Source organism: Yersinia sp. 22-579 (assembly GCF_030433455.1).
Classification (GTDB): Bacteria; Pseudomonadota; Gammaproteobacteria; order Enterobacterales; family Enterobacteriaceae; genus Yersinia; species Yersinia enterocolitica.
Genome location: NZ_JAUJTZ010000001.1, coordinates 18,578 through 41,948, shown reverse-complemented (window position 1 = coordinate 41,948; position 23,371 = coordinate 18,578). Strand labels below are relative to the sequence as shown.

Here is a 23,371-nt window from a genome sequence, read left to right as displayed (position 1 = left end):
TCACCTCTTGATTAAACTATGACTCCTCGCTCCATCAAGGCGATGTCATAGTCATCGACTATAGATGCGAACCTTTCCGCAGAGCCTTCTGTTGCGCACACTGATGTGTAATTCCCCCGACCGGTAGCTCTGGCCCTGGCAACCTGCAACATCATTTTCTTTCTGCGAGCCTCAAGAGATTCTCGGCGTGCTTGTAGCTCACTCGTTGCCAGGTATCCATACTTTTTGCACAACATAACAACCTGTGGGCTTGCTTCATCGGCTCTAGGAACAACATGCTTAGCGACTCCATCACCAACTGCTTGGGATGCACTATTTTCTTTTTTCCTCGCAAATAACCAAATGCTGTGTCCAAGGGTATTTCCTGAAACCTCGTAATAATTATTGCCAGTTATGTGATTTACCTTTTCTTCAATGAGCCCATATTGAAGAAATGAAGATGTATTCTCACTGCAAAACAAAGATGTCAATACTTCAACTCCACGGCTGTTTGTGTAGGCATCGATTATTTTCATCCCATTCCCAATGTCGTGCATTCCGTTTTCGAAAAGACCATAAATAAATTTCCGTAGAATGGAATCTGGAATTGATTTCAAATCACCGGCATACATTTCGTCTTTTCTTAGATTAGAGATAATGTTGTCCATCATTCACTCTCCGGCGCGGCGGCTAGCTGCCTGATTATTAATTTAATATCCTCAATCCTGTCATCATCAGCTGAGTCAATCGTGTCAATTCTGTCCAGCATCACCAATGCTGCATTGGCAGGGTCGCTGCTTGTCCAACCTTCCGGCATCTCCAGAGAGTTCAACTGTGGGGCGAGATAGACAGGGATATCACCTGCACCGCCCTCAGGCCAAATATCAGCATCAGAACCGGAGCGAAGATAATCCAAATGGTTTTGCTCCAAATAACCAACAGGCTCAGCCCTCTTTGCAGCTAACGCGATTCGGGCTAGGGAAAGTAATACTCGAGGGCTTACAGGAAACTCATCGCTGGTTGGCGTGTTGTGAATCTCCTGCTGGCAGGTACTTATAATTTCTTCAATCTCTTCTACAGTGAAACTATCTAAATCTTTATTCATCACGCAATTCCCCCAATCATTTTTGCAAGCTCAAATGCCTTTGGCCCTGTGGCGATGAATTTCCCAACTTCTACCATGCTGTCGCAAATCATATCTACGCCATGAGCGGATAGGGCTGGTTTTATTGCCTTGAATTTTTCGAAGTCACCAGGGTTAATTATGAAGGCATCCGCCACGTCTTTTGGCATATACATCATTTTTTCTCTCATTCACTCTCTCCCTTGATTCGAATACCGGCAGTGCGGAGGCGGCTAGCTAACGCTTTAACTCCGTCATCAAATCCCCCGTAATATGGCAAGTCATCATCTTGGATAAGCCCGGTTCCACATATATTCTTCGGCAGCTCCACTTCGATGCTTTCACGGCTGGCTTTCCACCAATGCCACCAACCATTTAACGGGTGCATGATGTTCATGCTGTCGAATGCATGGTCGTAGCCATCGCCTTTTCGAGCTAACTCAATAATTGAGGTTGGAAGACAGAGAGCTTTACCGGCTTCGTATTCAAATTGTTTTCGTGACTCTTCCCGCGATTTAGTCATGTCCATCATGATTTCCTCGCTGCATTCAGTTTTGCTTTGATTTCAGCAATGTGATCCAAAGCTTTTTCGTTGCTAACCGGAATGTGAAGTTTCTGGATTTGCGCTACTGGCGCGAGTATTGGTTCGCCCGCTTCGATTTTTTTCGACATGGTGCTCAGCTCTTTGACACAGCGCTTTCTAAGCTCTAGCTCGCTCAGCCCTAACCCTTTTTGCTCAGAGTTAAGCTTCGTTACCATCCAGTAACATGCTGGAGTGGCCCATGGGTAAGCCTCGGCGCTATCATAGAGATCACGCTTAGCGCTGAACTTCATCACCATGTCGTAAAGCTCATCTTCATCAGGCAGCCCAGCGGCGCGGGTGGCGCCCTGCTTACACCATGCAATGAATTGACCGGGTGACGGGAGGAACGGCGTAGCCTGCTGACGGGCGATCTTCATTCCAGCGTTAACTTGGTCGATACTGGTAATTCCGTTTTCGATAAATGCCAAAACCCACTGGCGGCGAAGCTCATTCAGGTCGCTTTGGTCTTTGATGCTGGTCATCAGCGCTGGAAATGCAGCCTTCAACTGGCGAAATAGCTCGTTGAATATCTGCGCGGCCTGCTCTGGCACCTGCTGCTTTGGCTTATCAGCGGCGTACATCTGCTGCAATGATTGACCATCACGGTTCTGGATGGCTGTGACGACATTTCTCATACCGATACCCCGTTTATCCAGTCAGTGTTATCAAAATCAATAACAGGCTTACCAGTGGCGGTGCCTGATTGCTGCTTCTTGCGCTTGATGTCCAGCTTGTCCCACTTCTCGCGTAGCGTTGACGGGCAAAGCACGTTGCCACACCAGAAGCTATCCTGCGTGGCCCATTTGAAGAGAACACACATGTCTCGGTGATTCCTTCCATCCCGTTCACGCATCAACCGGATGCTATTGGCCCAGCCAGCAAAAGACGGCTTCTTAGCATCGGGGGCAATCATCAGCACGGCGCTGAACATCCACTCAGCCGCTCTAAGGTCATCAGCAGTCCCCCAATTTTTACCGCTTTGGATTGCAGCATCAGGACGAACTACAGGAAGCTTCTTAGGTGGGGTGTCAGGGGATTCGTTAGAATTCTCTGACGTAAAGGGTTTTATATTATTGTTATTACCTTCTTGTTCATGATGTGCGGGTTTAAGTGCGGCGTTATGTGCGGCACCACCCTCTAAAGCCGCGCCGTTACTGGCTTCACCATGTGCGGGTTTAAGTGCGGCGTTATGTGCGGGCAAATTGTCTATTTTTTCGGCATATTCAGCGTAATTTAGGATAGTTATTACCGTCCCTTTTCGCTTCTCACCTCCCGTTGCAATCATCCCTTCTTTGACGAAAAAGGAGAGCATCCTGCCCACCGCATCACGGCTTGTTGGCTTACCTTCCCTGTCGCACAGAGATAGCCCTAAATCAGCCGCTGTCGTGACCAGTTGACCGGCTTGAAGATTCCATTGGTGACCTTTGAAATTCGCCGTGAATGGCTTTCTGGCGGCATCCAGTAAAAGGTTATCCCACAGTGTTCGCAGGAAAACGTCTTTGGCCCAAGGTTTCTTCTTGATGCTTCGGTACAACGGGACATAACCAAGCTTCTGGTTCTCCATCCTGTTGCTCCTGCGCTCACGTTCGGCGCTTAAGTCATAGAATTTGGCCGTATTCATTTGGCCTCCATGCGCTCAAACTCAATTACCCATACCCATGGGTTAGCCTGCCAACTTTTCGGATTATCAGCCCCATAAATAGACTGCCAGAGGGAGCCGAATACATACCTAGCTGGTGAATGCTCATTAGCTGATACACCTTCAGCCAGTGCGTCCTGCTCACTGATATCATTCAACCGCTCAACACGAATGCCGGTGATCAGCAAGTTGATGCGGGATGCCCAGCGCGGCATGTGGATTGATGGACGCCATGAACCCTCATACTTCATGTTTGAGGTGTCAGGCTTCCAATAGGCTGAATCAGGGATTGAATACAGCCCATAATCACCATGTTTTTGCTCGCAACTAGCCTTGTATATGCGAGCGGCCGCTTGCTCATCACCTTTGACCATGTTGTCTTGCCAATCGACACAAACACCATCCTCGTTGCCAAGAAGAGCAAATGTCTCGCGAACCCATAGCTGATCGCCGGGCTTACCGAGTGGGCACGGAAAGTAACTGCTTTCACCTAAATTTCCATACCACTGAAAATTGAAGTCATCGTTATGCCGAACATGGACAGTTTCAAGATCCTGCCCGGCTGGCTGGTTCCCCATAATCCGGCGAGTCTGCGTCTTGCGACCACTGAGAATGGCGTTGACCATCTCCGAGTTGAAAAGTATTGGCTTCTCGTTCATAATTACCCCTGTGAATTGATCCAGTTAAAAGTTCATAGTGATTTGTTCAGAGTCCCCACCTTGCCGTGGGGATTTTTGCTTTTGAGGATTCAGCAACAACCGCATCATTCGAAGTGTCGTTGCTATCTCCCTTGCTTCATTTCCTGCTATTGCCAGAATGTTTTCAGGCTTCTCAATCTCGGCAAACTCCAGCAGCCGGCAGAACTTGCTCAACATGCTGTCCTTGCCTGATATCCAGCGGCTTATCTGGCACCGGTCAACACCTACGTGCTTAGCGGCTTCCAGTTGGCCCTTGCTGCTGATGCCATTCATAACCTGTACTTCCAATTCAATTGCGTTAGTGCGTTTCTGTGCACGTTCCATTGCGTACTCTTCCCTTGTTAGATGTTGTTACGTGACAAAGCTGTGAGCTTGTCACTTTGGTAGCCCCAGACTTTCCGGGGTGAGGTCAGTAGTGTTAAAGAGCGGTAGTGCTTAAGCTGCTTTTTGTGTCTTGGGTGGGAAAACGTCATCCAGCCCTACTGCTGCGCCAGATGAGTTAAGAATCTCAACAAACTGACGGCAAAGATTAATGTCCATTCCTCGGCGACCAGTCTCGTAGTGACCAATTGCTCCAGGTGTGCATCCAGCTAGCTCTGCTAGTTCGGATTGTGTTAATCCAATGCGCTCGCGAAAAATTCGCAGATTATTCATGGGAACCTCCTTTCAAGATAAAAGTATACGTATTGTATTCTTGATAAGCAAGAGATGTATACATATTGTGTCTCGAATAGAGCTATACAGAACGTATAATCAAGGAATGAAAATGAAATGGTTCGATGTTGCAAAAATCCGGATGAAAGAATCTGGAATAACTCAGGAAACTCTCGCTGAACATCTAGGAATAACTAAAGGTGCGGTGAGTCATTGGCTTAATGATCGGCGAAAACCTGACATTGAAGAGATAGCAAAAATAATGGACATTCTTGGGATGACTGAATTTGTCGTTAACCCAGATGGAACTATTTCTGAAAAAGGTGGGGTTACACGTAGCGTTAGCTATGTTGGCAAAAAAGAGGTTAAAGGTAGTTATCCTTTAATTAGCTGGGTTAGTGCTGGGTGTTGGCTAGAAGCGGTTGAGCCTTACAGAAAGGATGATATTGACGTATGGCCTGAGACCACTGTAGATGCAAGTGATTCATCATTCTGGCTCAGGGTCAAGGGTGACTCAATGACTTCACCAAATGGCTTCACCGTGCCAGAGGGGATGATTATCCTGGTTGACCCAGAGAAGGAAGCTATTAGCGGAAAGTTGGTTGTAGCTAAGTTAGAAAATGAGAACGAGGCTACATTCAAACAGTACATGACTGACGCAGGCCGCAAGTATCTGAAGGCATTAAACCCACATCACCCGCCGACCATTATTAATGGGAACTGTAAGATCATTGGCGTTGTGGTTGATATCAAGTGGGAACACATACCCTAACCCACTGCTAGCCCATAAAATGATAGTTATCTCTGCACTCACTTTGGCTTCTAATTATTACGGCTAGATTAAATGATTAACCAATTGAAAACAGACATTAAAATAATAAGGAAAACACATGCCCCAAGAGAAAGAAATTGGGAATATGGAACTAGCATCAAAAGTTACGATGAAACTTTTAATATCTTATTTTGAGAAAACTCAATCTAAAGATCCTGAGTTCCTATGTCCAGTTTGTCAGCATCAGTCCTTTACTATCCCAATATCATCATCAAACGAAGGGTTACCACTTACAGTAACTTTCCCCATTCCCAATTTTGATGGAAAAGGTATATGGAACTACATGATAATATGTGATAAATGTTCACATACAATGTTTTTTAATACATGGAAAGTAGTGCAAGCCCTCAAGGATTCAGGGGAAATATGAATATTGGTTGCTTTGATGATTTTATTTGGGGGAGTGAAGTAACCCCAAAACAACAATCCGTTATCGATCCGCTCCGTGCTATAATTGAGAATCATAATGGCGACCAAATGTTCATTGCAAAGGAGGTTGACATGTCAATTAATACGAGCGCCCCTTTAACTCTGGGCTGGGCTGTAGGATTATGTGTGGCGACTGTAATTTCAGTTCTAGTCGCCGCATGTGGTACATATGCATTTTTACAAAGCGACATTACCTCCCTTAGAACTGAGATAGGAAGCGTAAGAGACTCAGCTGGAGCTGATAATAGTTCGTTAAGATCAGACATGAAGTTAGATTTCAATAGAACAAATGATAAGCTTGATAAAATCAGCGCGACCATTACTGAAGTGCGAGTTAATCAAGCAAAAAAAGATTAAATAAAACCATTTTTACTTATAACCCGGCCCCGCTGCCGGGTTTTTTGTGCCTGTAATCTGACAATCTCACCAGCCTACCCGCTTTAAACACTACACACCTCACACTTTTCACGCCTGATAGCCAGGTGCGAAGGGTCTCGTCTGAATTATTTTTGAATTAAATTACCTTAAAAATCACTACATTATGTATTCACGATGGAAATGGTATACAAAACGTATTGCACCATATGAATACAATATGTATATTTACCCCATCGAAACGAAATCTCGATGCGGCAGACAGGAACTACTCGCCGCGCCAGTCAGGACGACAGGCTGCTCATTAACAAAGCGGGGAACGAAAGCAGAGATGCTCATCAATCCTCGTGACGGATTTCTCCCGGATAGTCTGGGAGACCAAAGAGAAGTTGGCTTTGCACCTTAGTAGCTCAGGAGAGCGAGTAAGACCAGTGAGTCGGCAAGGGAATTCGAACCGCACGTAGAACACGACGTGTATCAGAGATGGCAACAACCACGGCAGATGCATCTCTCGAGTGTCATAGGCAAATAGACTGGGTAAGAGTGCAAGGCTAGTGGACTTACCACTACCCATGAATCCGTGGGTTTTGGCAAGACTACTAATTGAGGGCATTAAAATGACAATGAAATACTCGACAGTAAAATGCACCAAATCCACTAATACGGCTAATTTTGCAGAGGGTAAATCTTATCGTATGTTCCACGCTTCGCACGACGACGTTATAGAAACAACAGACGGTCGAGCATTTGGCATTACCGCTCAGCTTGAACACGCTACATCACACGGAAACTTCCAATTCCAACTGGTTGGAGAATACAACAGAGATGAGTGATTTTACCGTTGCCCTTATACGTGAGGGCTTTGGTAAGACCACCGGAGGTAGTCATGGTAGCGATCACAATCAAGCCAACCAAAGAGAATTCAAAGACACGCAAATTTAAGCGTACAGGTGAATTCTTCGCGGCGAAGGATGCCAACCGAGTGCTGGCAAGCCGAATTGAAGCAGCGTTCACAAAGCTCTCTGAGGGCTGCACATCGAGGGTATACAAAGCAACGATGCCTATTCCAATTCGCAGCACAGAGCGACCAAGCGCGGACAACATATGTTTGCCGGAAGTCGCTAAGTTTGCAGCAGGCTTCCGTAACATTCGTGAAGATTGCTATCACGTTATTAAGTAGGCCCACCACATAGTTAAGGGGTAAGAGAATGGAACTTAATAAATTACTTCAAGAAGTTCAGTCCATAAATCACCGACTAGACCGAGTTAATCATGTCATTAGCCAGCGAGAAAAGTACGGACTTGAATTAGTTATAGCCATAGGAAACAACATTTCAATTAATGCCACGGCAGACATCGACTTTCTTTATGAAGCATTGCTAACTCAGCGTGAAGTTCTAACCGAAAGAAAGGAAAAACTAAGCGAAGCAGTTGAGGTTGCGCAAAAAGTTGTAGCGGGATTATTAGCAGAGTAGCAGTTGGGTCACTTAGGTGGCCTTTTTTATTGGCGGGTAAATTAGGAATGAATGATGAGTAAGACCTGCGAAAACTGCGGTTGTGCCAAGCGAAATGGATTATGTACCAACTGCCAAGAAGAGGCATATATCGCATATTACCAAGCTCCAGAAATGGAGTTTTCCAAAGAGTTTATGGAAAAGGCCAATCAGCAATTGCATGAGCAACCCCAGTGACCTTACCCATGCCCTTCCTGTGAGGGCATCTGCAAGATATCTATCAACAAAACTCTTACCTCACATTTTATCAGCTTAGGCTATGACGGGATGTGAAGGTTATTTGCAAAGCAGAACCTGACTGCGAACGTTAACAGGGGCGCTAGAGGATACGACCATGTGACCGCTACTGAGTGACCTTACCACTGGCTCTTATTTAGGGGCATTTGGCAAGACCACTAGATGAGGTGATGTATGACAGATGAAATTAAAACAGGCGGCCCAGCGTTTCCGCAGTCAGGTGCAATTAGCGGTGCTGGTGATGTATGGATGTCGTCGGAGTTAGGCGGTGCAGGGCTTACAGTGCACGATTACTTTTCAGCTAAAGCGATGGCGGCAATTATATCTAATCCGTCATTAATCGACGACTTAGGCGAGCGAAGTGTTGGCTGGGTTGTTGGTCACTCTAGAGCGGTGGCAGACGCAATGATTAAGGCGAGAGGGTGAGATATGAACGACTCTGGTAGCAAGAGTTATTACGACGATATTCCAGTTACCAAGATTAACCCCAAGCAGAACGGTTAACCCCACCCACACCAATCCCCAGAGTAAATAACTGACCATCGTCGGTGTTTTGCTGTGGGCTAAACATAGGAAATGAGCATGGCAGACGAAAACACCGGCTTGGTGGTAATCGACATTAAGCCAGAGCAGGCACCGACGCTGTATGTAGCTGGCGGCCTTGATAGCTTTCTTGAATACATTCGTGAAATGACGCGTGAAGTGCCAGATGTCACAACAAAGAAGGGCCGCGACCGCATTGGCTCTATAGCCAGAATGATTGGCTCAAGCAAAAAAGCTGTAGAAGAGCCGGGGCGCGATTACCTGCGCAGCTTAAAAGACCCCATAAAACCAGCAGAAAAGGAACTCAAGCGATTTGTTGATGAATGTGATGACATTCGTGATGCATTTCTTAAACCCCGCATTGAGTGGGAAGCTGAACAAGAGAGACTTGCAGCAGAATCGGCCTGTGCAGCCATGTGGCAGGAAGCCCATGAAATGGACGCCAGCATTACAGCAGAGCGATTGGTCAAGAAAGAGTCTGACCACGAAATGGCCCTTCTGATGAATGACGCTTTCGACCGTGACGCCAAAGAGAAAGCTGATGAAGTTGAACGTCTGCGCAAGGCCCATGAAGAATTCATTGCTCAACAGGCAGCAGAGAAAGCAACCCGCGATGCAGAAGAGAAAGCCCGACAGGAGGTTGCGGCAGCGGAACAACGTGAACGTGATGCAAAACTGGCTCAGGAACGAGCTGAACAGACCGCCAAGGATGCCGTAGCCAAAGCCGAACGTGACGCCAAGGAATTAGCTGAACGTGTCGAGCGCGAGAAGCAGGACGCTATCGCAGCCGAGAAACTTAAAGCACAGCAGGAAGCTGAGCGAGTTCAACGTGAAGCCAAGCAGAAAGAAGATGCTCGGCTAGCTGAAGAGAAACGCATTGCTGATGAGGCGGCAAGAAAAGCGGCAGACAAAGCCCACCAAGCCGAAGTTAACAACGCGGCCATTGCCGTACTAACCGACGCCGGAATTGACGCTGAGCACGCAAAGGCGTGCGTTATCGCCATCATCAAGAATCAAGTTGCTCAGTCATTTTTGAATCAGCAACCACCTATCCAAATTAACTACTAATCAAAAGGTATCCCTATGCAATACGCCATTGCAGGGTATCCCGCATCGGGATGCTCTACTAACTATTTGACCAAAATCCAGCATTCACCAGCCTACCGCCTCACATCAGCAAGCTTCACTCCCCCGCCACGGAAAGGTATCTGGGAGAAAATTATTGAAGCGCTAACTCGGAGGATTGAGCCATGACTAAAAGAGAGCTCAAGTGGTGGCATAACCACTGGTTGGTTTGCGCGAAGTCCTGTCGTAAAGCTGGAAGCAGGCGCTCAGCAGCTAATTATCTTACCTGCGCAGCCGCCAAGCGTCGTATTTACCAAATGGATGCGTCGGTATCAATCGAGCTTATGGAGGCGGCATGACAGAAGAACAGTTCAAAGAGCTAATTATCACAAGGCGTGAATCGTTAAAGAGTATGGACACTCTGGCCTTTGTTAAAAATGAATTGGAGTGCGGTCGTGTATCGGCTGAACAACTGGCAATCATTGCACTGGACGCGATGGGGATTAAAGGCGAATTGGTTGATCAAGTAAGGGAATCGGCAGCCAAAAAGCGTAAATCATTTATGGAGGTGATTTGTGGGTACCGCAACATTAATCCTTGGTGAATCTGGTACAGGGAAATCTACCAGCTTGCGCAATCTCAACCCTGATGATTGCCTGCTTATTCAGGTCGTAAGGAAGCGGCTACCGTTCAAATCAACTAACTGGCAGCCATGGGATGGCGCGAAGAAGACAGGGAGTGTTATCCCAACACATGACTGGTCACTGATTAAGGCCGTCATTAATGGTGCGACAAAGTACGGGAAGAAAATAGTCATCATTGATGACTTTCAGTATGTGATGTGCACCGAATTCATGGAGACAGTGAACGATAAGGGATTTGATAAGTTTGCGAAAATGGGACTTCACATGTGGGAAATAATCAAAGCGGCACAGGATGCGCCGGATGATCTGAGAATTTACTTCATGGCTCACACCGAGGAAACAAACCTTGGGCGCGTCAAAATGAAAACCATCGGGAAAATGTTGGATGAGAAAGTAACGGTCGAAGGAATGTTCACCATCGTTCTGAGAACCACCGTTCACGATGGACAATACTTTTTCACCACTCAAAACAACGGTTACGACACCGTTAAATCACCGATGGGCCTCTTCGAAACCAACGAAATTGAAAATGACCTTCTGACTGTAGATCGGGATATTTGCGATTACTACGGCATCAATAATGTTCACCAAATTAAAGGAAACGCGGCATGAGCAATGTAACTTTCGTCTATGACCAGGATTCAGGTTTATCAGCAGGATTAAGCGGTTTCATCAATGAGTCTGGGGCTTATATCTTCACCATCTCAGAAGCTAAATATGTGATCAGTTCTGGCGGTGCTAAATCAATTGAGTTCTCCGTGGAAACTGATGATGGACGCAAGGCCAACTACCTGAATGTTTATACCGTCAAGAAAGACGGAAGCCCCAATACGCATGGCGTAAACATGATAAATGCGATGATGGGTTGCTCTGGCGTTAAGCAACTCACCATCATTAAAAATGAGGCTGGTGTTGATGTAGCCCCTGAGTTTGTAGGCCGCAAATTGGGTTTGGTACTGCAAAAAACGCTGAAAACAAAAGATGATGGCCGTGAGACTTACAACTTTGATATTCGCATTCCGTACTTTGCACAAAGCCAGAGAACGCTGCAAGAGCATGTAACTAACGCCCCAGCCGAAACAATAGCGAAGATGCTCACCACCCTGAAGGACAAGGATGAGCGTAAGCAAGTAAACAGCGCTCCAACTCACTCAGGAAATTATCAGGGTGATGATCAATTCTTTTCCGAAGACCCACGTTTCTAAGTTCGCACCTCCCAACAGGTAACCACCATGCAGCCAGAACAAATACTGGCCTGCCTCCGCGCCCACCCAGATGCATATATAACCTCATTCCACCGGTCAATTGGCAGCGTGGGTGGCGGGAGCTATTTATCTGGTGGTGCCACTGGCGGGTGTACGTTGAATTATAAGGACTCATTCTACAAAGGGTTAGGTGAAGGATTTGAGACAGTATCGATACACATCGGCCTGACGTATGTGAGAAACATGCGTCATTTGCTCACGGAAGAGCGGTGGGAGATTAAAGGGATATCGGCTCAGGGAACGATATACCGACTCAAGCCAGAGTTTATGCCAACCAACCCAATGCCGTTCTGCTCAACTCAGGAAGAGTTGTTAGCGCGGCGCCAGGAATGCCTACGACTGCTTTCGTCAGCCTAATTCCCCACCCCCATTACCGGCAGTCAATCTGCTGAGGAATAGTTATGTCTGAAAATACTGATAAAGAATTAAAGCCATGCCCATTCTGCGGCTCAAAGCAAATTGAGGCCTTCGCTCAATACGAAGAAGACTGCCCCGACCGTTCAGCTATCGTGCGTTGTCACGGATGCGACGCTCAGAGCGCTCAAATGATTGGTAAAGATAAAATTGCCATGGCCTCACGCGCTTGGAATAAGCGCACATCCTGAGAGATGAGTTATATGACGAAAGAATACTTTGTTATAAGCGTGAATCACACCACTCGTCATAACCGCTACATAATTTTGTGGGCAGAAAATGACGCGGGACATTGCGGAAGAATAGAGGCAGCTGGACGCTACTCAGAGGACAGAATTTTATCCCACCTTCGTTATTACAATTCTGGTTGTGACACGGTAGCTGTTCCATGTGAGGTGTTAGAGCGGCTTGCTGAGCCTGTAGAGAAAAAGTTTTTCGATACTGAAGGCGGCAAATGGGTAATTAATTGCCGGAAAAATTGGCTTGAGATTCTAAAGCACACAATCTGCAAACCACAGCATAAACCAGAACCTGAATACAAAGGCTCACGCCGTAAGCAGGAGGCATGATGAATAACATCGAAGAATTGAACATTGAATACTTAAAAATCAATGCTCGATCATTGGCAAATGGAGTGGCTGCGATTAGTTCTAAGTGGGCGGGTGAAACAATATTAGCACTGATAGCCCAACTGGAAGCGGCACAGCTAGATGCAACGCGCTGGAGAGCTTTGTTGAGCAGCCCAGCAATTCGCATTCTTGGTCATGCTGGCTTACAGGACGATAAGCCAATAGACGGACACTACTGTCACTTTGGCATGGAAATTTGGAGCCACCACGAGCCGTATTACGATAACAAAAAGGCTGGAGAACTGATCACCCGTTATGCGGATAACATGATTGCAGCCGGTTTCACGGTCAAGGAGGATGCCACCCCCATCGTTATCGTCCCTGCGCCCGCTGGAGTGATAATGCGCCCTCAGTCTGAGAAGCCGCTAGAACGCTGCGCCGCTGGGCGTGATGGCGAATGTCACCATAAGGACTGTCCTCAACTGAGAGACAACGAGCCAATGGCTACAGGACGTCATTGCCCTATCGATAACTGGGATGATGAGTGATGCAGAAATTCAAATGCCGTCGCTGCCGGAAGACTCACGCTAAAGATGAGTTGGTAGGGAAGCGAAATAAAAGCGGCTGGACTGATAATTGCTGCCCCAATTGTGGTTGCAAAACATTCACGTTGGTAGAGGGGGAGTGATGGCAAAGCGTAACGCATTTGTGCGCGTTCAATTTAGAGGCATATACACGGAAAATCTCGTTCACATATCCAATGATGGCGCAAGGTCTGACTACGCAACCTTGTGCGGATTATCTGGCAACGATGACGAGCAACAAGAACAGCCAGCTAAAAGTGGTGACAAGGTTAACTGTCCGGCATGTTTCGCTATTTGGGAGTGCGTCAGACACTACCGAAAATCTGATTTTTGTAAGCCGTTGGTAGAGGGGAATGCAGATGCTGAGTGAAGAGCCGGTACGAATTCGTCGCGATTGGAATGTTGCAGTCGTGGACTGTTGTGATTTTTGTAGCCATTCGAAAATTACCGTTCCGCACGCTGATGGTGGGCGTATTTGTGCTTCATGTTGTGATTCTGAGTTTTTATCAAGTTGGCAGAACTACGCGAGAAGTCTTGCCACTGAGGTGCTATCACTGCGTGAGCAACTTGCAGAATTGAAAGCGTTGGAGCCGATTGGTCAGATTGTGTTGAGTGATTATGATTCTGACGGAACACGAACGGCGCGAGTGGTTTGCCTACACAACCAAGCTGATTGGGATAACTTTCAAGACGGAACCTTGTTATTCACAGCAGCTAAGCCAGCTTGTAGCCAAATGGCAAAAGGCCGCCTAAGCGACCTTTCTATATAGGGAGGGGGATTCGAACCCCCGAACCGGAAAACCGGTCGTCTCAGTATCAATGAGGTGCCATCAACCACTCGGCCATCCCTCCGTTCCGTCACTGATTTCTCAGGGACTTCAGCATATTAATAATTTTCGCACATGTGTCAATTGCTTTATTTGGATTTCCTATAAACTATCACATAACAAATAGGTAGGAGGAAACCATGAGCTACAATCTCGCTGATATACCGCAAGACGACAAAGACAAGATGGCTGTGGACTTAGCCGCCAGCGGCGTTGCATTCAAAGAGCGCTACAACATGCCGGTTATCCCTGCTCAGATAGAGGAACAGCAGCCAACGCATTTACGTGAGTATTTTCGCGACCGAGTGAAGCACTATAGGGAAGTAGGTAGAACGATGGGTAAAATGGAATATACCCCGCCAGAAAGAAAGTAAGCACACCATCTCAATGAGCCTCGCTAAATGCGGGGTTTTTTATTGCCTAAAAACGGACTCACAGAAACGGATTTCACTATCTGGAGTATCCCCTATGCGAGTAACTATCTCAGCGCCGGACCCCGGCTGCGTTGAATTTGCCACACGCGCATTAAATGCATTTATCAAAGGCCGTGGAAATGGTGAGTTTCCCAATCCGAGCGGCGCAATAAGTAATTCATTCTTTGGCGCTGAATGCACTGAAAAGCCTAACGGTAATTATTCGATTAAATGCTGGCGCATTCCAACAAAGTTAGCGGAGGCCGCGTAATGGACGATATCAGCGAACTAATTCTGACCGTTGCCCGGGCAACGGATGATGGCCGCGACCACAAAGACTGCTACCTGTGGGATATGCGAATAAAGCAGCGGCTACGAACCGGCGATAAATCAAAGAGACCGGTGCCGCAGCAAGTTGTCACCCCAATGCCAGTTAAAACGGTGAAGTCAGTGAAGGCGAAAGTGAAAAAAATAATGGAGGCGGCATGAGTGGATATCAGCTCATCTATTGTGACCCACCCTGGCAATACGGAAACAAGGCCAGCAACGGCGCAGCAGTTAATCACTACCGCACGATGTCACTCACCGATTTAAAACGCCTTCCAGTTTGGTCTCTCGCAGCGCCCGATGCAGTTATCGCCATGTGGTACACCGGCAATTTCAACGACGAAGCAAAGCAACTCGCTGAAGCTTGGGGTTTCCAGGTGCGCACGATGAAGGGTTTCACTTGGGTGAAGCTGAATCAACTGGCAGAGGATCATATCAACAAAGCGCTGGCAGCCGGTGAGGTTAACGACTTTTACGACTTTCTCACCCTACTCAATACCCAATCACGGATGAATGGCGGCAACTACACCAGGGCCAATACGGAGGATGTGCTGATTGCAGTGCGCGGTAATGGCCTTGAGCGGCTTAACGCCAGTATCAAACAAGTTGTGTACTCACCATTGGGCGAGCATAGCGAAAAGCCGTGGGAGGTGCGCCACCGGCTGGAATTACTGTATGGCGATGTGAAACGCATTGAGTTGTTTTCAAGGAAGGATTTGGAGGGGTGGGATACCTGGGGCAATGAGTGCGATCAATCAATCAAATTAATACCTGGCAGTTCGGAGGCAGCATGAAGAGAAAAATATCAGACGGTACCTGGTTCTTTATCGTCATCATCGCATGGGCGGTGCTGGCAACAATTTATACAATTGAGACTGAGGCTGTTAGGGGGATGTTCGGATGATGGCTATGAAAATTGATTTCGCTAAGTGGAAAGTTGAAGAGTTACCGCCAGGGGTTACGTGCTCATTCTGCCAAAAGCCTGAAAGCGAGGTTCGTGTCATCACTGGCCCCGCGGTAAACATCTGTAATGAGTGCGTTAGCCTATGTAATGAGATTCTTGACGAAGAAGAATTAGCCCGCAAGAACGCGGCAATAACTGATATCGTTAGTATTCAATCCGCATTGCCTGATAGCTATCAACCAGAAGATGTTGCCGCTGCTATCTATGATGCTGGGTACCGGAAACCAAAGGAGTGATACGTGACTCCTGAAGAGAGACAGAACGCGCTACAATCCACCGCCAGAATGTGTAACAACGAAATTAAAACCACCCTCGCCGCTCTGCCGGATAACACCAATAAAGACTCCATCACCCGCCCTATCATCCTGCGCCATTACGAGAAGATAAAGCCACTTGGCTACAAGCTGGCTTGGCTTCTTTTCGCTATTGGCGTGCTGAATGGTCAGTTTAAGTGGAATAGGTGATGGGATTGATAAAGAGATAAGAGGCCAGATATGACAATCAATAAAGAGTCACTTAGCCCTGACTCGCTAGTAGACATGAAATTTATTACTGCGGACACCGGTATGACGTCTAAATGGTTTTATGATCTGATTAAGCGAGGGGCATTCCCAAAGCAAATTAAGCTTGGACGAATGTCTCGTTGGAAGTATTCTGATTATCTTGCGTGGAAATCGAACCTGGGAATCGAACCACGGAAAGCAGCATGAAAAACGAATTGGGGGTGTTATTGGGGGTATCCATATAGCACCACAATTAAAAACCCTTTTAAATAGCACCTCTCAGGCGTTTTAGTGAAGTCAGTCGGGGACACCATCATTGCTTCTTACTCCCGCCTTTCTCCTGAAAATTCTTATCCCTCCTGTTGACTTATTTTGCTGAAAGTATACTTTTCAGGACATGAAGAAAATTCTTATTATTGTTCCTGACGGCGGCATGCTGTTCGAGTCTGCCGGTATTGCAGACATTCTGATGCAGGCTAACCAGTTGCATACGGAAGGCCTGGATCGCCCTCGTTATCATGTTGGCATTGCAACAACCCAGCCGCATCAGGTGATCCACGGCCAGTCCGGGTTAAACTTGCTTGCCGATCATCGCCTTCATGAGCTGGATCCCCGTGAGCCGTTCGACACCATACTCATTACTGGCCGCGGTCAGAATGAGCAGGAAGGCACTGCCATTGTCGACTGGCTGCACCTCGCCGCACCGCATGCACGCCGTATTGCCTCCATTTGCGGCGGCGCGATGTTGTTGGCGCAGGCCGGATTACTTAATGGAAGACGAGCAACAACCCACTGGAAATTGCTGGAAACCATGCAATCGGCATTTCCTGAGGTGAAGGTCGAAGGTGGGCCGCTGTATATTCAAGATGGGCCTATCTGGACATCCGGTGGCGTCAGCTCCGGTTTTGATCTGACACTGGCACTGGTTGAGGAAGATTACGGTTTTAGCCTTGCCCGCGATGTCGCACAGGATTTAGTGATGTATCTTCGCCGCCCCGGCGGTCAATTACAGTTTAGTCGCTACGATCTGCGGAAAAACAGCGGTTCTGGCCCGATAAGCGATCTACAGTCATGGATCCTGGAAAACATTACCGCCGACCTCTGCGTTGAAAATCTGGCAGAAAAAGTGGCAATGAGTCCGCGCAATTTCACTCGCGTTTTTACCCGTGAAACCGGCGCATCTCCGGCGCGCTATGTTGCCGAAGCTCGCCTCGCTGCCGCACGGCAACGGCTGGAACAAACTACTGATATGCTGGACGAAATTGCCGCGCAAACGGGTTTCGGCAGCAGTATCAATCTGCGTCGCATGTTTGAAAAACAGCTGAACCTGACTCCGGGGGAATACCGCCAGCGCTTTCATTGTCGCAAAATGGCGTAAAGTGATCCTTTTTTGTCATTTACGCCAAACTGCTCTGGGCCTAAAGTCACTCCTAAGACAACACATAAGGAGTTCATCATGGTCAAGGTCGGTATTAATGGTTTCGGGAGAATCGGGCGCAACGTATTACGCGCAGCACTGGGCAATCCGGATATTCAGATTGTGGCAATCAACGATCTGACAGACAGCAAAACGCTGGCTCATTTGCTGAAATACGACTCTCTACTGGGTACGCTGGCATGTTCAGTAGATGCAGCCGATGGGCAACTGAATGTCGATGGTCGACCCATCGTGGTATTCAGTGAACGCGATCCGGCCCGTATCCCTTGGCGGGATGTGGACGTGGATATCGTTATTGAGGCGACGGGTTTCTTCACCGAACGCGAAAAAGCAGCGGTGCATATTCACAGTGGCGGTGCAAAACGCGTCATCATCTCGGCACCGGGCAAAAATGACGATTTAACCGTAGTGATGGGCGTAAACCATCAGCTGTACAACCCGCAAAAACACTTTGTGGTCAGTAATGGTAGCTGCACGACCAACGGTCTGGCTCCTGCCGCACAAGTGCTGCACCAACATTTTGGTATCAAGCACGGTCTTATGAATACCACGCACGCATATACTAACAGTCAGGTATTGCACGACCAGCCCGAACAAGACTTACGCGGTGCACGAGCGGCAGCGCTTTCGATTGTGCCTTACTCCAGTGGTGCCGCCAAAGCGTTAGGCAAAGTGATCCCCGAACTTGATGGCCGGCTGACAGGCTACTCGCTGCGGGTACCCGTTCCGGTGGTGTCGATTGTCGATCTCACGGTAACGCTTGAGCGTGATGTCACTGTGCAGCAAGTCAACGATGCATTCCGCCAGGCGGCAGCTTCCGGGCCGTTGCAGGGTATTCTGGGTTATAGCGACGAACCCTTGGTTTCGAGCGATTATCAGGGCGATCCGCGTTCATCTATTATTGATGGATTATCGACACTGGTTATCGGCGGAAATATGGTCAAAATCCTCGCTTGGTATGATAACGAATGGGGATTCTCAAATCGCCTTGTCGATCTGGCATTAATGATGAACCAGCGCGAACTATAATCAATGCAGCTCTCGAACACCCGATTTTATCGGGTGTTTACATGGCTCTACCGGCACACACTGTTCTGAACAGGTAAAAAACTCACAAAAAATAGCAAATTAGGGAGTAACTGAATGATAGTTATTTTTATCTTACGCCGTCGTGCTTAAATTGAATATAAAGCCCCATTAAGTTATTTACATTATATTTCCTGTAAATTTTCATTCGGTGGGCACTGGCTGTTTTATGACTAATATTCAATAAATCCGCGATATCAGCATTAGATATCCCGGTTAAAATAAGATGCATAACTTCCTTTTCCCTTGGTGTTAACGGACAGTCACCTTTTAATTGACTACTGATTTTTAAGTCACGCTTCTTTACCCGGCGATCCAATACAAAATCTTCCAGCATGCGTTTCAATAGTTCTAATGGGGCATTTTTGTATAAAAAAACTGTGGGTATCTTTCGCATTTCGCCGAGAGAATTTAAGGCATTCTGTTCTTTGATAAATAAGAATACATTAGATTTTTTAGCTTTGTTACTAATCAGACTAAAAATATAAAGCAAATCTAATTTATTGAGGTTGTCAGCATCAAGAATTATTCGCGCATTATCTACTTGCGAGATTGATTCATAAAAATCTGACAATGAATAACAGATGGTAATTGAAACATCAGACTTGTTACTTTGATTGTTAAAAATCTCAGTTATTATTTCATTAAAAAAATATCTAATTAGATCATATTTGCTGAATATTATTATATTAGACATGCATTAGCTCAATTGTTGAATTTTAAATATGGCAATACACCGAGCAATGTATTATTACAGCTCAAAGAGTGGTGTTGATGGCAAAAAATAGTGGCTCTGTTGAACAGCTCAAATGCGGGTTTTATATCCATTTGAGCTGTTGCTAAACATTATCTACAGCAATAAGCGGGTTGCGGGCAGTTAATTAAATGTCACCAGCATTTCCGCCGATGCGGTTACATTGCCAATGGGTAAACTGGTGCCACCAGAACACAAACGCCAGGTCACCTGATTATTGATAACTTTGGTCGCTTCAGTCGCCAGAATATTGCCTATTTTGACCACTGAATTATCAAAAGGCAGCCCGCTGGTGCCAGTACATACGCCACTACCCGTCACGCCATTATTGATTTCACCGGTGATATAGCCGCCACCTTGCGCCAGCGCCAAACGGGTCGGTTGATTTTCGTATAAACCGGTTAATGCTCTGAATTGCAGATTAATATTGGCATTGATTCGGTCAGATGCTTGCGAACAAGCCGTGGTTATGGCAGAAGAATAAGTCGCTAACTCGGCCCCCGCCTGCGTCAAACGCTCAACGCTACCAAAATTAATCATGGTGGGTGTTGAGACGGTACATTCCAATGTAGAGATACGTAATGTGATACTTGGCGGTAAAATAGTGACGCCCTTATCTCCAGAAGAAACATTAGAAAAACTACCAAAATACATTGCCGGTATAATGGCCTCACTGCTTACTTGGGTCCCGTCTGCGACTAATACCCATGACCCTGCAAGTTGGGCGATTCGCTCACCATCAGGCTTATAAAAGGTATGGCTCCCGAAAAATGATGGCGGTAAGCACCACTCTAATCCACTCGGACTGTACACCGTCATACCGCTGGCTACCTTACCCTTAGTCTCGGGTAAACCAATGGTCCCGGTGATACTATCAGGCGTTCCATCGTATAGTACAAAACTCACGGTCCCACTCGCCCGAGGAACTAATCCCACGCCCAGCGCTATCTGTAATGCCTTATAACCACCAATATTGGTAATCATGGCGGCACTCCTCGCACAGCCCCCAAATACATTGCTTATGCTTAACAAACCGTAAGCTGGCACCAATGTCGGGTTATTCAGTGGCCCAGATAATGTTTCATTGAAAGGCAGCCCTTCCCAAATAATACCGCTGCCCTTACCAATAGTTATGGTCTCGGCCCTGACCGACTGAACTATGGCTATTAAAACGAGCAATAGCGTTAGCAGGTATAAATACCCTTTTTGATATAAGTCGCCAATCTTTGGTTTTTGGGCGTTTATTATTACTGTATTCATTTGATCATATTCCGTGCTGTTTTCAGTGACTGATGATGTCAGGCGCATATTTATGCTCCCTCACAGCGAGCGGTCACTGTGCGTATTGGGTTATTGGCTGATGGCGCTTCAACTTTATTTAGATTAAATACCGCCCGGCACTGTTGTTCGGCACTGCTGCCCCACTTCACTTTAAGCTGGCCTTTCTCCGGTAATCCGCTCAGATACACTTGCCCGTTATCGCCGACAATACCGGTGTTGGTTTCGCCATCGCTGGCGTTATCAACTGTCACCAACGCCCCGAAAGGCAGTGGTTGATGGCCTTGCTGCAAGGTGACCAGCGCCTGATAACCGACGCGGGTGGCAAAGTTCGCCATCACCACCGCCCCTTTGGTCGGATAGACATTCAAACTGGAGTGCGTGATATCGACATCGTCCGGCAAGGTGGTCGGGTTCAAACTAATGCTGTTATTTTGGTAATTCGACAAGTAAGGCACCACCGCATAGCCGCGGCTATCAGTACGCACATTGCCGTTCATCACACTCACGCCACCCGCACCCGGCGCACTCACAATCGCTGCCGAATTGCCCAACATCTGGCTGAGTGTCACGCCGCCCGGATGGACTACTACCGCACCATTGCCGCCCATGTTTAATGAGCGCGATTGGCTGCCATAGCTGTAACCCATATTGGCCATGCCTTTGCTGCCCTGATAACCGGCATTCAATGTACTGCTGCTCGGAGCATTGCCATTGGACCAGCCTTGCATCGCGCTATAAGAGAGACGATCATCCAACGCGCTGCCGCTAATACCGGCCTGCTGCTGTACCTGTCCCTGATTATTGTGGGTCATCTGGTAACGGGCATAACTGCGGCTGGCCGACTGAGCCTGGCTAAACAGGTTCAACGGAACTTGCATATTCAGTGCCAATTGGCGATCTTCCGGCCAGTTGCCCTCGCCTTTGACCCGATTAATGCTGTAAGCCATCCCATAACTCACGCCACGGTAGCTGCCGTTATAGCCCGCCGATACCGTATTCATTACCTTGTCATTACCCCAAAAGTCATTGCGTTGTAATGACAAATAGGTTGAACCCCATGACCCCAGTTGCTGATTAAGCTGCACCTGGAAATTAGAGCGCTGTCGCTCCAGCGCCCACGGCACCTGCCCTTCACTGAGCTGATAGCCCTGACTGTTAAAATCGGAAAAACTGTAATAATGGCGGGTGGAATAGCGATAAGCCGCCAGATCTATCGAGGTGCCAGTTTCCAGCAAACTCTTGGCATAACGAATCCGGTAAGAGCTACCTTGTTGGCGGCCATCTTGACCAGCCAACGTGGTGCTTGAAGTGGTGATATCCGCCGACAGCGCACCGAAACTCCCCAGTGACACACCGCTACCGGCGACCATAGAGGCATAGTCCTGTGCTACCAACCCGCCGCCATATAAGGTGACGTCGTAAGGCAGGCCATAGATTAAGGTGCCGAGCACAAAGTCGGATTCTTTCGAACTGGTGGTGATCCCGCCGTTGTAGCGCCCGGTAGTGAGCTCATATTTGAGGCTACCGGGGCGGCGCATCACTGGCAGAGAGGACAGCGCCACTGTTTGGGTACGAACGGTGCCATCAGTTTCGGTGATGGTTACCGTCAGGTCACCGCCCTGCCCAGTTTGGAACAGGTCATTGATACGAAAAGGTCCCGGTGCCACAAAGGTCTGATACACCACATTACCGTTCTGGCTGACAGTCACCCGGGCGTTACTTTGCGCAATTCCGGAGATGACCGGCGCAAAGCCGCGCAGGCTAATCGGCAGCATATCGTCACTGGAATTCAGCTTGACGCCACGGAACGGAATACTGTCAAAAACATCATTTTCAGTATTGCTTTCCCCCACCAATATTTCTGAACGCAGAGCGGCGATATCCCGTTGCAGATAAGTGTTGGAAAACTGGGTCTGCTGGTTGCTCTGGCTGTCAATATTGCCACCACGACTCTCGTTGTAGGTGTAAGTCATATCACTGCGCAGTCGCCACGCCTGCCAGTTCAACCCACCGCGCACGCTGGCAAACAGGTTGGTTTGAACTGTATTCCCGCCGTCGTATTGGCCATCCTGCCAGTTGCGCCCGCCATTGGCGCTGTAATTAAACAACAGGGCCGGAACGCCCTGATCCCATAAGGCGGGATCAACTGCACCTTGGCTATTAGCCTGCATCGCTATCTGTGGAAAGCTGAGCTCCAGCCGTTGTTGTGGAAAATCAAACCGGACGCGTGCCTCGGGGATCAGCTCATTGATATTGTCGATGGCAACATCCGGCGGCAACCCAACAAAAGCGGGCAACGCCTGAGTATTTACCCCCATCTCATGTAGAAATGCGGGGGTTAACTCCGGCGCCACTTTCCCTTGTTTATCGGCTTTAAACATCAACTGGTGCTGGCCTAAATCCACCTGATTAACAAACAATGTCACCAGGTAACTGCCCGCAGGGATCTGGCCTGCGGTCTCAAAAGCACTCAAGTCCGTGGTGGCAGATTGCCCGCCGGTCAGCGCCAGCAAACCAGGGTCAAAGTAATCCCGCGCGCTCGCAGGCGTCGTTGCTGTCAGGAAAGCAACGCCGACCAACGAGGGCAGTATTGTTAATTCAGCGTGGCGGATTTTCATTTTTCTTCTATCC

The 23,371-nt window shown here is 47.7% G+C and carries 37 protein-coding genes and 1 tRNA gene; 25 read left to right on the top strand and 13 right to left on the bottom strand.

What is annotated here, in order from left to right:
* Nucleotides 1–11 precede the first annotated feature (11 nt).
* The 9 genes from QSV56_RS00245 to QSV56_RS00205 form a co-directional block, all read right to left on the bottom strand.
* A complete protein-coding gene (locus tag QSV56_RS00245; protein WP_301210100.1) occupies nucleotides 12–650 on the bottom strand; it encodes a hypothetical protein in 639 nt (212 codons plus the stop codon).
* Nucleotides 647–1,084 (bottom strand): hypothetical protein, encoded by a 438-nt coding sequence (locus QSV56_RS00240; protein WP_301210098.1) that lies wholly within the window; start codon nucleotides 1,082–1,084, stop codon nucleotides 647–649. Before QSV56_RS00240 ends, QSV56_RS00245 begins: the two co-directional genes overlap by 4 nt.
* Nucleotides 1,084–1,293, bottom strand: a complete 210-nt coding sequence (locus QSV56_RS00235) for a hypothetical protein (protein ID WP_301210096.1) — start codon at nucleotides 1,291–1,293, stop codon at nucleotides 1,084–1,086. Before QSV56_RS00235 ends, QSV56_RS00240 begins: the two co-directional genes overlap by 1 nt.
* Nucleotides 1,290–1,631: a hypothetical protein gene (locus QSV56_RS00230; protein ID WP_301210094.1), complete on the bottom strand. Its 342-nt coding sequence runs from the start codon at nucleotides 1,629–1,631 to the stop codon at nucleotides 1,290–1,292. Before QSV56_RS00230 ends, QSV56_RS00235 begins: the two co-directional genes overlap by 4 nt.
* Nucleotides 1,631–2,320 (bottom strand): replication protein P, encoded by a 690-nt coding sequence (locus tag QSV56_RS00225; RefSeq protein WP_301210092.1) that lies wholly within the window; start codon nucleotides 2,318–2,320, stop codon nucleotides 1,631–1,633. Before QSV56_RS00225 ends, QSV56_RS00230 begins: the two co-directional genes overlap by 1 nt.
* Nucleotides 2,317–3,249 carry a replication protein gene (locus QSV56_RS00220; RefSeq protein ID WP_301210542.1) on the bottom strand — a complete coding sequence of 311 codons (933 nt, stop codon included), beginning with the start codon at nucleotides 3,247–3,249 and terminating at the stop codon, nucleotides 2,317–2,319. The genes QSV56_RS00225 and QSV56_RS00220 overlap by 4 nt, the downstream gene beginning before the upstream one ends.
* A gap of 53 nt (nucleotides 3,250–3,302) precedes the next feature.
* On the bottom strand, nucleotides 3,303–3,983 hold the full coding sequence (locus QSV56_RS00215; protein WP_301210090.1) for a hypothetical protein: 681 nt from the start codon (nucleotides 3,981–3,983) through the stop codon (nucleotides 3,303–3,305).
* A 24-nt stretch (nucleotides 3,984–4,007) separates the two neighbouring features.
* Nucleotides 4,008–4,346 carry a CII family transcriptional regulator gene (locus tag QSV56_RS00210; protein ID WP_301210088.1) on the bottom strand — a complete coding sequence of 113 codons (339 nt, stop codon included), beginning with the start codon at nucleotides 4,344–4,346 and terminating at the stop codon, nucleotides 4,008–4,010.
* A gap of 111 nt (nucleotides 4,347–4,457) precedes the next feature.
* Nucleotides 4,458–4,676 (bottom strand): helix-turn-helix transcriptional regulator, encoded by a 219-nt coding sequence (locus QSV56_RS00205; protein WP_049556488.1) that lies wholly within the window; start codon nucleotides 4,674–4,676, stop codon nucleotides 4,458–4,460.
* 106 nt (nucleotides 4,677–4,782) lie between these two features.
* Here QSV56_RS00205 and QSV56_RS00200 point away from each other — a divergent pair, with 106 nt between their 5' ends.
* From QSV56_RS00200 to QSV56_RS00125, 16 genes are all read left to right on the top strand, one after another.
* Nucleotides 4,783–5,448: a LexA family transcriptional regulator gene (locus tag QSV56_RS00200; RefSeq protein WP_050144664.1), complete on the top strand. Its 666-nt coding sequence runs from the start codon at nucleotides 4,783–4,785 to the stop codon at nucleotides 5,446–5,448.
* Between the two features lie 118 nt (nucleotides 5,449–5,566).
* Complete coding sequence (locus QSV56_RS00195) at nucleotides 5,567–5,878, top strand: hypothetical protein (RefSeq protein WP_301210082.1); 312 nt, start codon at nucleotides 5,567–5,569, stop codon at nucleotides 5,876–5,878.
* Nucleotides 5,875–6,294 carry a hypothetical protein gene (locus QSV56_RS00190; RefSeq protein WP_301210080.1) on the top strand — a complete coding sequence of 140 codons (420 nt, stop codon included), beginning with the start codon at nucleotides 5,875–5,877 and terminating at the stop codon, nucleotides 6,292–6,294. The genes QSV56_RS00195 and QSV56_RS00190 overlap by 4 nt, the downstream gene beginning before the upstream one ends.
* 904 nt (nucleotides 6,295–7,198) lie before the next feature.
* Nucleotides 7,199–7,492 (top strand): hypothetical protein, encoded by a 294-nt coding sequence (locus tag QSV56_RS00185; RefSeq protein WP_301210079.1) that lies wholly within the window; start codon nucleotides 7,199–7,201, stop codon nucleotides 7,490–7,492.
* Nucleotides 7,493–7,520: 28 nt separating this feature from the next.
* Nucleotides 7,521–7,787: a hypothetical protein gene (locus QSV56_RS00180; RefSeq protein WP_050130527.1), complete on the top strand. Its 267-nt coding sequence runs from the start codon at nucleotides 7,521–7,523 to the stop codon at nucleotides 7,785–7,787.
* A gap of 54 nt (nucleotides 7,788–7,841) precedes the next feature.
* Nucleotides 7,842–8,003, top strand: a complete 162-nt coding sequence (locus QSV56_RS00175; protein ID WP_301210077.1) for a hypothetical protein — start codon at nucleotides 7,842–7,844, stop codon at nucleotides 8,001–8,003.
* A 234-nt stretch (nucleotides 8,004–8,237) separates the two neighbouring features.
* Nucleotides 8,238–8,489 (top strand): hypothetical protein, encoded by a 252-nt coding sequence (locus QSV56_RS00170; RefSeq protein ID WP_301210075.1) that lies wholly within the window; start codon nucleotides 8,238–8,240, stop codon nucleotides 8,487–8,489.
* Between the two features lie 156 nt (nucleotides 8,490–8,645).
* Complete coding sequence (locus QSV56_RS00165) at nucleotides 8,646–9,674, top strand: hypothetical protein (protein ID WP_301210073.1); 1,029 nt, start codon at nucleotides 8,646–8,648, stop codon at nucleotides 9,672–9,674.
* Between the two features lie 352 nt (nucleotides 9,675–10,026).
* Entirely contained in the window at nucleotides 10,027–10,275 is a 249-nt protein-coding gene (locus QSV56_RS00160; RefSeq protein WP_049610676.1) for a hypothetical protein, read from the top strand.
* Complete coding sequence (locus QSV56_RS00155; RefSeq protein WP_145503998.1) at nucleotides 10,247–10,927, top strand: AAA family ATPase; 681 nt, start codon at nucleotides 10,247–10,249, stop codon at nucleotides 10,925–10,927. The genes QSV56_RS00160 and QSV56_RS00155 overlap by 29 nt, the downstream gene beginning before the upstream one ends.
* Nucleotides 10,924–11,520: a DUF669 domain-containing protein gene (locus QSV56_RS00150; RefSeq protein WP_301210069.1), complete on the top strand. Its 597-nt coding sequence runs from the start codon at nucleotides 10,924–10,926 to the stop codon at nucleotides 11,518–11,520. The genes QSV56_RS00155 and QSV56_RS00150 overlap by 4 nt, the downstream gene beginning before the upstream one ends.
* 27 nt (nucleotides 11,521–11,547) lie before the next feature.
* Nucleotides 11,548–11,937 (top strand): hypothetical protein, encoded by a 390-nt coding sequence (locus QSV56_RS00145; protein ID WP_233116956.1) that lies wholly within the window; start codon nucleotides 11,548–11,550, stop codon nucleotides 11,935–11,937.
* 44 nt (nucleotides 11,938–11,981) lie between these two features.
* A complete protein-coding gene (locus tag QSV56_RS00140) occupies nucleotides 11,982–12,185 on the top strand; it encodes a Lar family restriction alleviation protein (protein ID WP_050322433.1) in 204 nt (67 codons plus the stop codon).
* A gap of 12 nt (nucleotides 12,186–12,197) precedes the next feature.
* Nucleotides 12,198–12,563 carry a hypothetical protein gene (locus QSV56_RS00135; RefSeq protein WP_301210060.1) on the top strand — a complete coding sequence of 122 codons (366 nt, stop codon included), beginning with the start codon at nucleotides 12,198–12,200 and terminating at the stop codon, nucleotides 12,561–12,563.
* On the top strand, nucleotides 12,563–13,111 hold the full coding sequence (locus QSV56_RS00130) for a hypothetical protein (RefSeq protein WP_301210058.1): 549 nt from the start codon (nucleotides 12,563–12,565) through the stop codon (nucleotides 13,109–13,111). Before QSV56_RS00135 ends, QSV56_RS00130 begins: the two co-directional genes overlap by 1 nt.
* Before the next feature lie 395 nt (nucleotides 13,112–13,506).
* On the top strand, nucleotides 13,507–13,917 hold the full coding sequence (locus QSV56_RS00125) for a hypothetical protein (protein WP_301210056.1): 411 nt from the start codon (nucleotides 13,507–13,509) through the stop codon (nucleotides 13,915–13,917).
* On the opposite strand, the gene QSV56_RS00120 is transcribed toward QSV56_RS00125, so the two are convergent.
* Nucleotides 13,913–13,999: transfer RNA gene (locus QSV56_RS00120), tRNA-Ile, on the bottom strand. The genes QSV56_RS00125 and QSV56_RS00120 overlap by 5 nt on opposite strands.
* 115 nt (nucleotides 14,000–14,114) lie before the next feature.
* On the opposite strand from QSV56_RS00120, the gene QSV56_RS00115 reads away from it, so the two are divergent.
* From QSV56_RS00115 to gap, 9 genes are all read left to right on the top strand, one after another.
* Nucleotides 14,115–14,348 (top strand): DNA polymerase III subunit theta, encoded by a 234-nt coding sequence (locus tag QSV56_RS00115; protein WP_301210054.1) that lies wholly within the window; start codon nucleotides 14,115–14,117, stop codon nucleotides 14,346–14,348.
* 94 nt (nucleotides 14,349–14,442) lie between these two features.
* Nucleotides 14,443–14,658 carry a hypothetical protein gene (locus QSV56_RS00110; protein WP_050537038.1) on the top strand — a complete coding sequence of 72 codons (216 nt, stop codon included), beginning with the start codon at nucleotides 14,443–14,445 and terminating at the stop codon, nucleotides 14,656–14,658.
* Nucleotides 14,658–14,876, top strand: coding sequence for a hypothetical protein (locus QSV56_RS00105; protein WP_301210050.1), 219 nt, complete (start codon nucleotides 14,658–14,660; stop codon nucleotides 14,874–14,876). The genes QSV56_RS00110 and QSV56_RS00105 overlap by 1 nt, the downstream gene beginning before the upstream one ends.
* Nucleotides 14,873–15,508 carry an MT-A70 family methyltransferase gene (locus QSV56_RS00100; protein ID WP_145569181.1) on the top strand — a complete coding sequence of 212 codons (636 nt, stop codon included), beginning with the start codon at nucleotides 14,873–14,875 and terminating at the stop codon, nucleotides 15,506–15,508. The genes QSV56_RS00105 and QSV56_RS00100 overlap by 4 nt, the downstream gene beginning before the upstream one ends.
* A 106-nt stretch (nucleotides 15,509–15,614) precedes the next feature.
* Nucleotides 15,615–15,914: a ClpX C4-type zinc finger protein gene (locus QSV56_RS21910; RefSeq protein WP_367317233.1), complete on the top strand. Its 300-nt coding sequence runs from the start codon at nucleotides 15,615–15,617 to the stop codon at nucleotides 15,912–15,914.
* Nucleotides 15,915–15,917: 3 nt separating this feature from the next.
* On the top strand, nucleotides 15,918–16,142 hold the full coding sequence (locus tag QSV56_RS00090; protein WP_080357786.1) for a hypothetical protein: 225 nt from the start codon (nucleotides 15,918–15,920) through the stop codon (nucleotides 16,140–16,142).
* A 30-nt stretch (nucleotides 16,143–16,172) separates the two neighbouring features.
* Nucleotides 16,173–16,388, top strand: coding sequence for an AlpA family transcriptional regulator (locus QSV56_RS00085; protein WP_145551615.1), 216 nt, complete (start codon nucleotides 16,173–16,175; stop codon nucleotides 16,386–16,388).
* A 190-nt stretch (nucleotides 16,389–16,578) separates the two neighbouring features.
* Nucleotides 16,579–17,559: a GlxA family transcriptional regulator gene (locus QSV56_RS00080; RefSeq protein WP_046050544.1), complete on the top strand. Its 981-nt coding sequence runs from the start codon at nucleotides 16,579–16,581 to the stop codon at nucleotides 17,557–17,559.
* Between the two features lie 78 nt (nucleotides 17,560–17,637).
* Nucleotides 17,638–18,648, top strand: a complete 1,011-nt coding sequence (gap, locus tag QSV56_RS00075; RefSeq protein ID WP_046050543.1) for a type I glyceraldehyde-3-phosphate dehydrogenase — start codon at nucleotides 17,638–17,640, stop codon at nucleotides 18,646–18,648.
* A 127-nt stretch (nucleotides 18,649–18,775) separates the two neighbouring features.
* Here the strand turns inward: gap and QSV56_RS00070 are convergent, their stop codons facing one another.
* From QSV56_RS00070 to QSV56_RS00060, 3 genes are all read right to left on the bottom strand, one after another.
* Nucleotides 18,776–19,402, bottom strand: a complete 627-nt coding sequence (locus QSV56_RS00070; RefSeq protein ID WP_046050542.1) for a response regulator transcription factor — start codon at nucleotides 19,400–19,402, stop codon at nucleotides 18,776–18,778.
* A gap of 180 nt (nucleotides 19,403–19,582) precedes the next feature.
* A complete protein-coding gene (locus tag QSV56_RS00065) occupies nucleotides 19,583–20,443 on the bottom strand; it encodes a hypothetical protein (protein WP_301210040.1) in 861 nt (286 codons plus the stop codon).
* A gap of 326 nt (nucleotides 20,444–20,769) precedes the next feature.
* A complete protein-coding gene (locus QSV56_RS00060) occupies nucleotides 20,770–23,358 on the bottom strand; it encodes a fimbria/pilus outer membrane usher protein (protein ID WP_050335518.1) in 2,589 nt (862 codons plus the stop codon).
* Nucleotides 23,359–23,371: the final 13 nt, after the last annotated feature.

What these genes read in the sequence shown, in the direction of transcription:
- QSV56_RS00245 (WP_301210100.1), bottom strand. Translation starts at nt 650, where the DNA reads ATGATGGACAACATTATCTCTAATCTAAGAAAAGACGAAATGTATGCC.
- QSV56_RS00100 (WP_145569181.1), top strand. Translation starts at nt 14,873, where the DNA reads ATGAGTGGATATCAGCTCATCTATTGTGACCCACCCTGGCAATACGGA.
- QSV56_RS00220 (WP_301210542.1), bottom strand. Translation starts at nt 3,249, where the DNA reads ATGGAGAACCAGAAGCTTGGTTATGTCCCGTTGTACCGAAGCATCAAG.
- QSV56_RS00130 (WP_301210058.1), top strand. Translation starts at nt 12,563, where the DNA reads ATGAATAACATCGAAGAATTGAACATTGAATACTTAAAAATCAATGCT.
- QSV56_RS00110 (WP_050537038.1), top strand. Translation starts at nt 14,443, where the DNA reads ATGCGAGTAACTATCTCAGCGCCGGACCCCGGCTGCGTTGAATTTGCC.
- QSV56_RS00070 (WP_046050542.1), bottom strand. Translation starts at nt 19,402, where the DNA reads ATGTCTAATATAATAATATTCAGCAAATATGATCTAATTAGATATTTT.
- QSV56_RS00145 (WP_233116956.1), top strand. Translation starts at nt 11,548, where the DNA reads ATGCAGCCAGAACAAATACTGGCCTGCCTCCGCGCCCACCCAGATGCA.
- QSV56_RS00125 (WP_301210056.1), top strand. Translation starts at nt 13,507, where the DNA reads ATGCTGAGTGAAGAGCCGGTACGAATTCGTCGCGATTGGAATGTTGCA.
- QSV56_RS00165 (WP_301210073.1), top strand. Translation starts at nt 8,646, where the DNA reads ATGGCAGACGAAAACACCGGCTTGGTGGTAATCGACATTAAGCCAGAG.
- QSV56_RS00230 (WP_301210094.1), bottom strand. Translation starts at nt 1,631, where the DNA reads ATGGACATGACTAAATCGCGGGAAGAGTCACGAAAACAATTTGAATAC.
- QSV56_RS00135 (WP_301210060.1), top strand. Translation starts at nt 12,198, where the DNA reads ATGACGAAAGAATACTTTGTTATAAGCGTGAATCACACCACTCGTCAT.
- QSV56_RS00195 (WP_301210082.1), top strand. Translation starts at nt 5,567, where the DNA reads ATGCCCCAAGAGAAAGAAATTGGGAATATGGAACTAGCATCAAAAGTT.
- QSV56_RS00200 (WP_050144664.1), top strand. Translation starts at nt 4,783, where the DNA reads ATGAAAATGAAATGGTTCGATGTTGCAAAAATCCGGATGAAAGAATCT.
- QSV56_RS00185 (WP_301210079.1), top strand. Translation starts at nt 7,199, where the DNA reads ATGGTAGCGATCACAATCAAGCCAACCAAAGAGAATTCAAAGACACGC.
- QSV56_RS00150 (WP_301210069.1), top strand. Translation starts at nt 10,924, where the DNA reads ATGAGCAATGTAACTTTCGTCTATGACCAGGATTCAGGTTTATCAGCA.
- QSV56_RS00060 (WP_050335518.1), bottom strand. Translation starts at nt 23,358, where the DNA reads ATGAAAATCCGCCACGCTGAATTAACAATACTGCCCTCGTTGGTCGGC.
- QSV56_RS00105 (WP_301210050.1), top strand. Translation starts at nt 14,658, where the DNA reads ATGGACGATATCAGCGAACTAATTCTGACCGTTGCCCGGGCAACGGAT.
- QSV56_RS00085 (WP_145551615.1), top strand. Translation starts at nt 16,173, where the DNA reads ATGACAATCAATAAAGAGTCACTTAGCCCTGACTCGCTAGTAGACATG.
- QSV56_RS00065 (WP_301210040.1), bottom strand. Translation starts at nt 20,443, where the DNA reads ATGATTACCAATATTGGTGGTTATAAGGCATTACAGATAGCGCTGGGC.
- QSV56_RS00080 (WP_046050544.1), top strand. Translation starts at nt 16,579, where the DNA reads ATGAAGAAAATTCTTATTATTGTTCCTGACGGCGGCATGCTGTTCGAG.
- QSV56_RS00140 (WP_050322433.1), top strand. Translation starts at nt 11,982, where the DNA reads ATGTCTGAAAATACTGATAAAGAATTAAAGCCATGCCCATTCTGCGGC.
- QSV56_RS00175 (WP_301210077.1), top strand. Translation starts at nt 7,842, where the DNA reads ATGAGTAAGACCTGCGAAAACTGCGGTTGTGCCAAGCGAAATGGATTA.
- QSV56_RS00215 (WP_301210090.1), bottom strand. Translation starts at nt 3,983, where the DNA reads ATGAACGAGAAGCCAATACTTTTCAACTCGGAGATGGTCAACGCCATT.
- QSV56_RS00160 (WP_049610676.1), top strand. Translation starts at nt 10,027, where the DNA reads ATGACAGAAGAACAGTTCAAAGAGCTAATTATCACAAGGCGTGAATCG.
- QSV56_RS00115 (WP_301210054.1), top strand. Translation starts at nt 14,115, where the DNA reads ATGAGCTACAATCTCGCTGATATACCGCAAGACGACAAAGACAAGATG.
- QSV56_RS00240 (WP_301210098.1), bottom strand. Translation starts at nt 1,084, where the DNA reads ATGAATAAAGATTTAGATAGTTTCACTGTAGAAGAGATTGAAGAAATT.
- QSV56_RS00190 (WP_301210080.1), top strand. Translation starts at nt 5,875, where the DNA reads ATGAATATTGGTTGCTTTGATGATTTTATTTGGGGGAGTGAAGTAACC.
- QSV56_RS00210 (WP_301210088.1), bottom strand. Translation starts at nt 4,346, where the DNA reads ATGGAACGTGCACAGAAACGCACTAACGCAATTGAATTGGAAGTACAG.
- QSV56_RS00205 (WP_049556488.1), bottom strand. Translation starts at nt 4,676, where the DNA reads ATGAATAATCTGCGAATTTTTCGCGAGCGCATTGGATTAACACAATCC.
- QSV56_RS21910 (WP_367317233.1), top strand. Translation starts at nt 15,615, where the DNA reads ATGATGGCTATGAAAATTGATTTCGCTAAGTGGAAAGTTGAAGAGTTA.
- QSV56_RS00180 (WP_050130527.1), top strand. Translation starts at nt 7,521, where the DNA reads ATGGAACTTAATAAATTACTTCAAGAAGTTCAGTCCATAAATCACCGA.
- QSV56_RS00235 (WP_301210096.1), bottom strand. Translation starts at nt 1,293, where the DNA reads ATGAGAGAAAAAATGATGTATATGCCAAAAGACGTGGCGGATGCCTTC.
- QSV56_RS00225 (WP_301210092.1), bottom strand. Translation starts at nt 2,320, where the DNA reads ATGAGAAATGTCGTCACAGCCATCCAGAACCGTGATGGTCAATCATTG.
- QSV56_RS00170 (WP_301210075.1), top strand. Translation starts at nt 8,238, where the DNA reads ATGACAGATGAAATTAAAACAGGCGGCCCAGCGTTTCCGCAGTCAGGT.
- gap (WP_046050543.1), top strand. Translation starts at nt 17,638, where the DNA reads ATGGTCAAGGTCGGTATTAATGGTTTCGGGAGAATCGGGCGCAACGTA.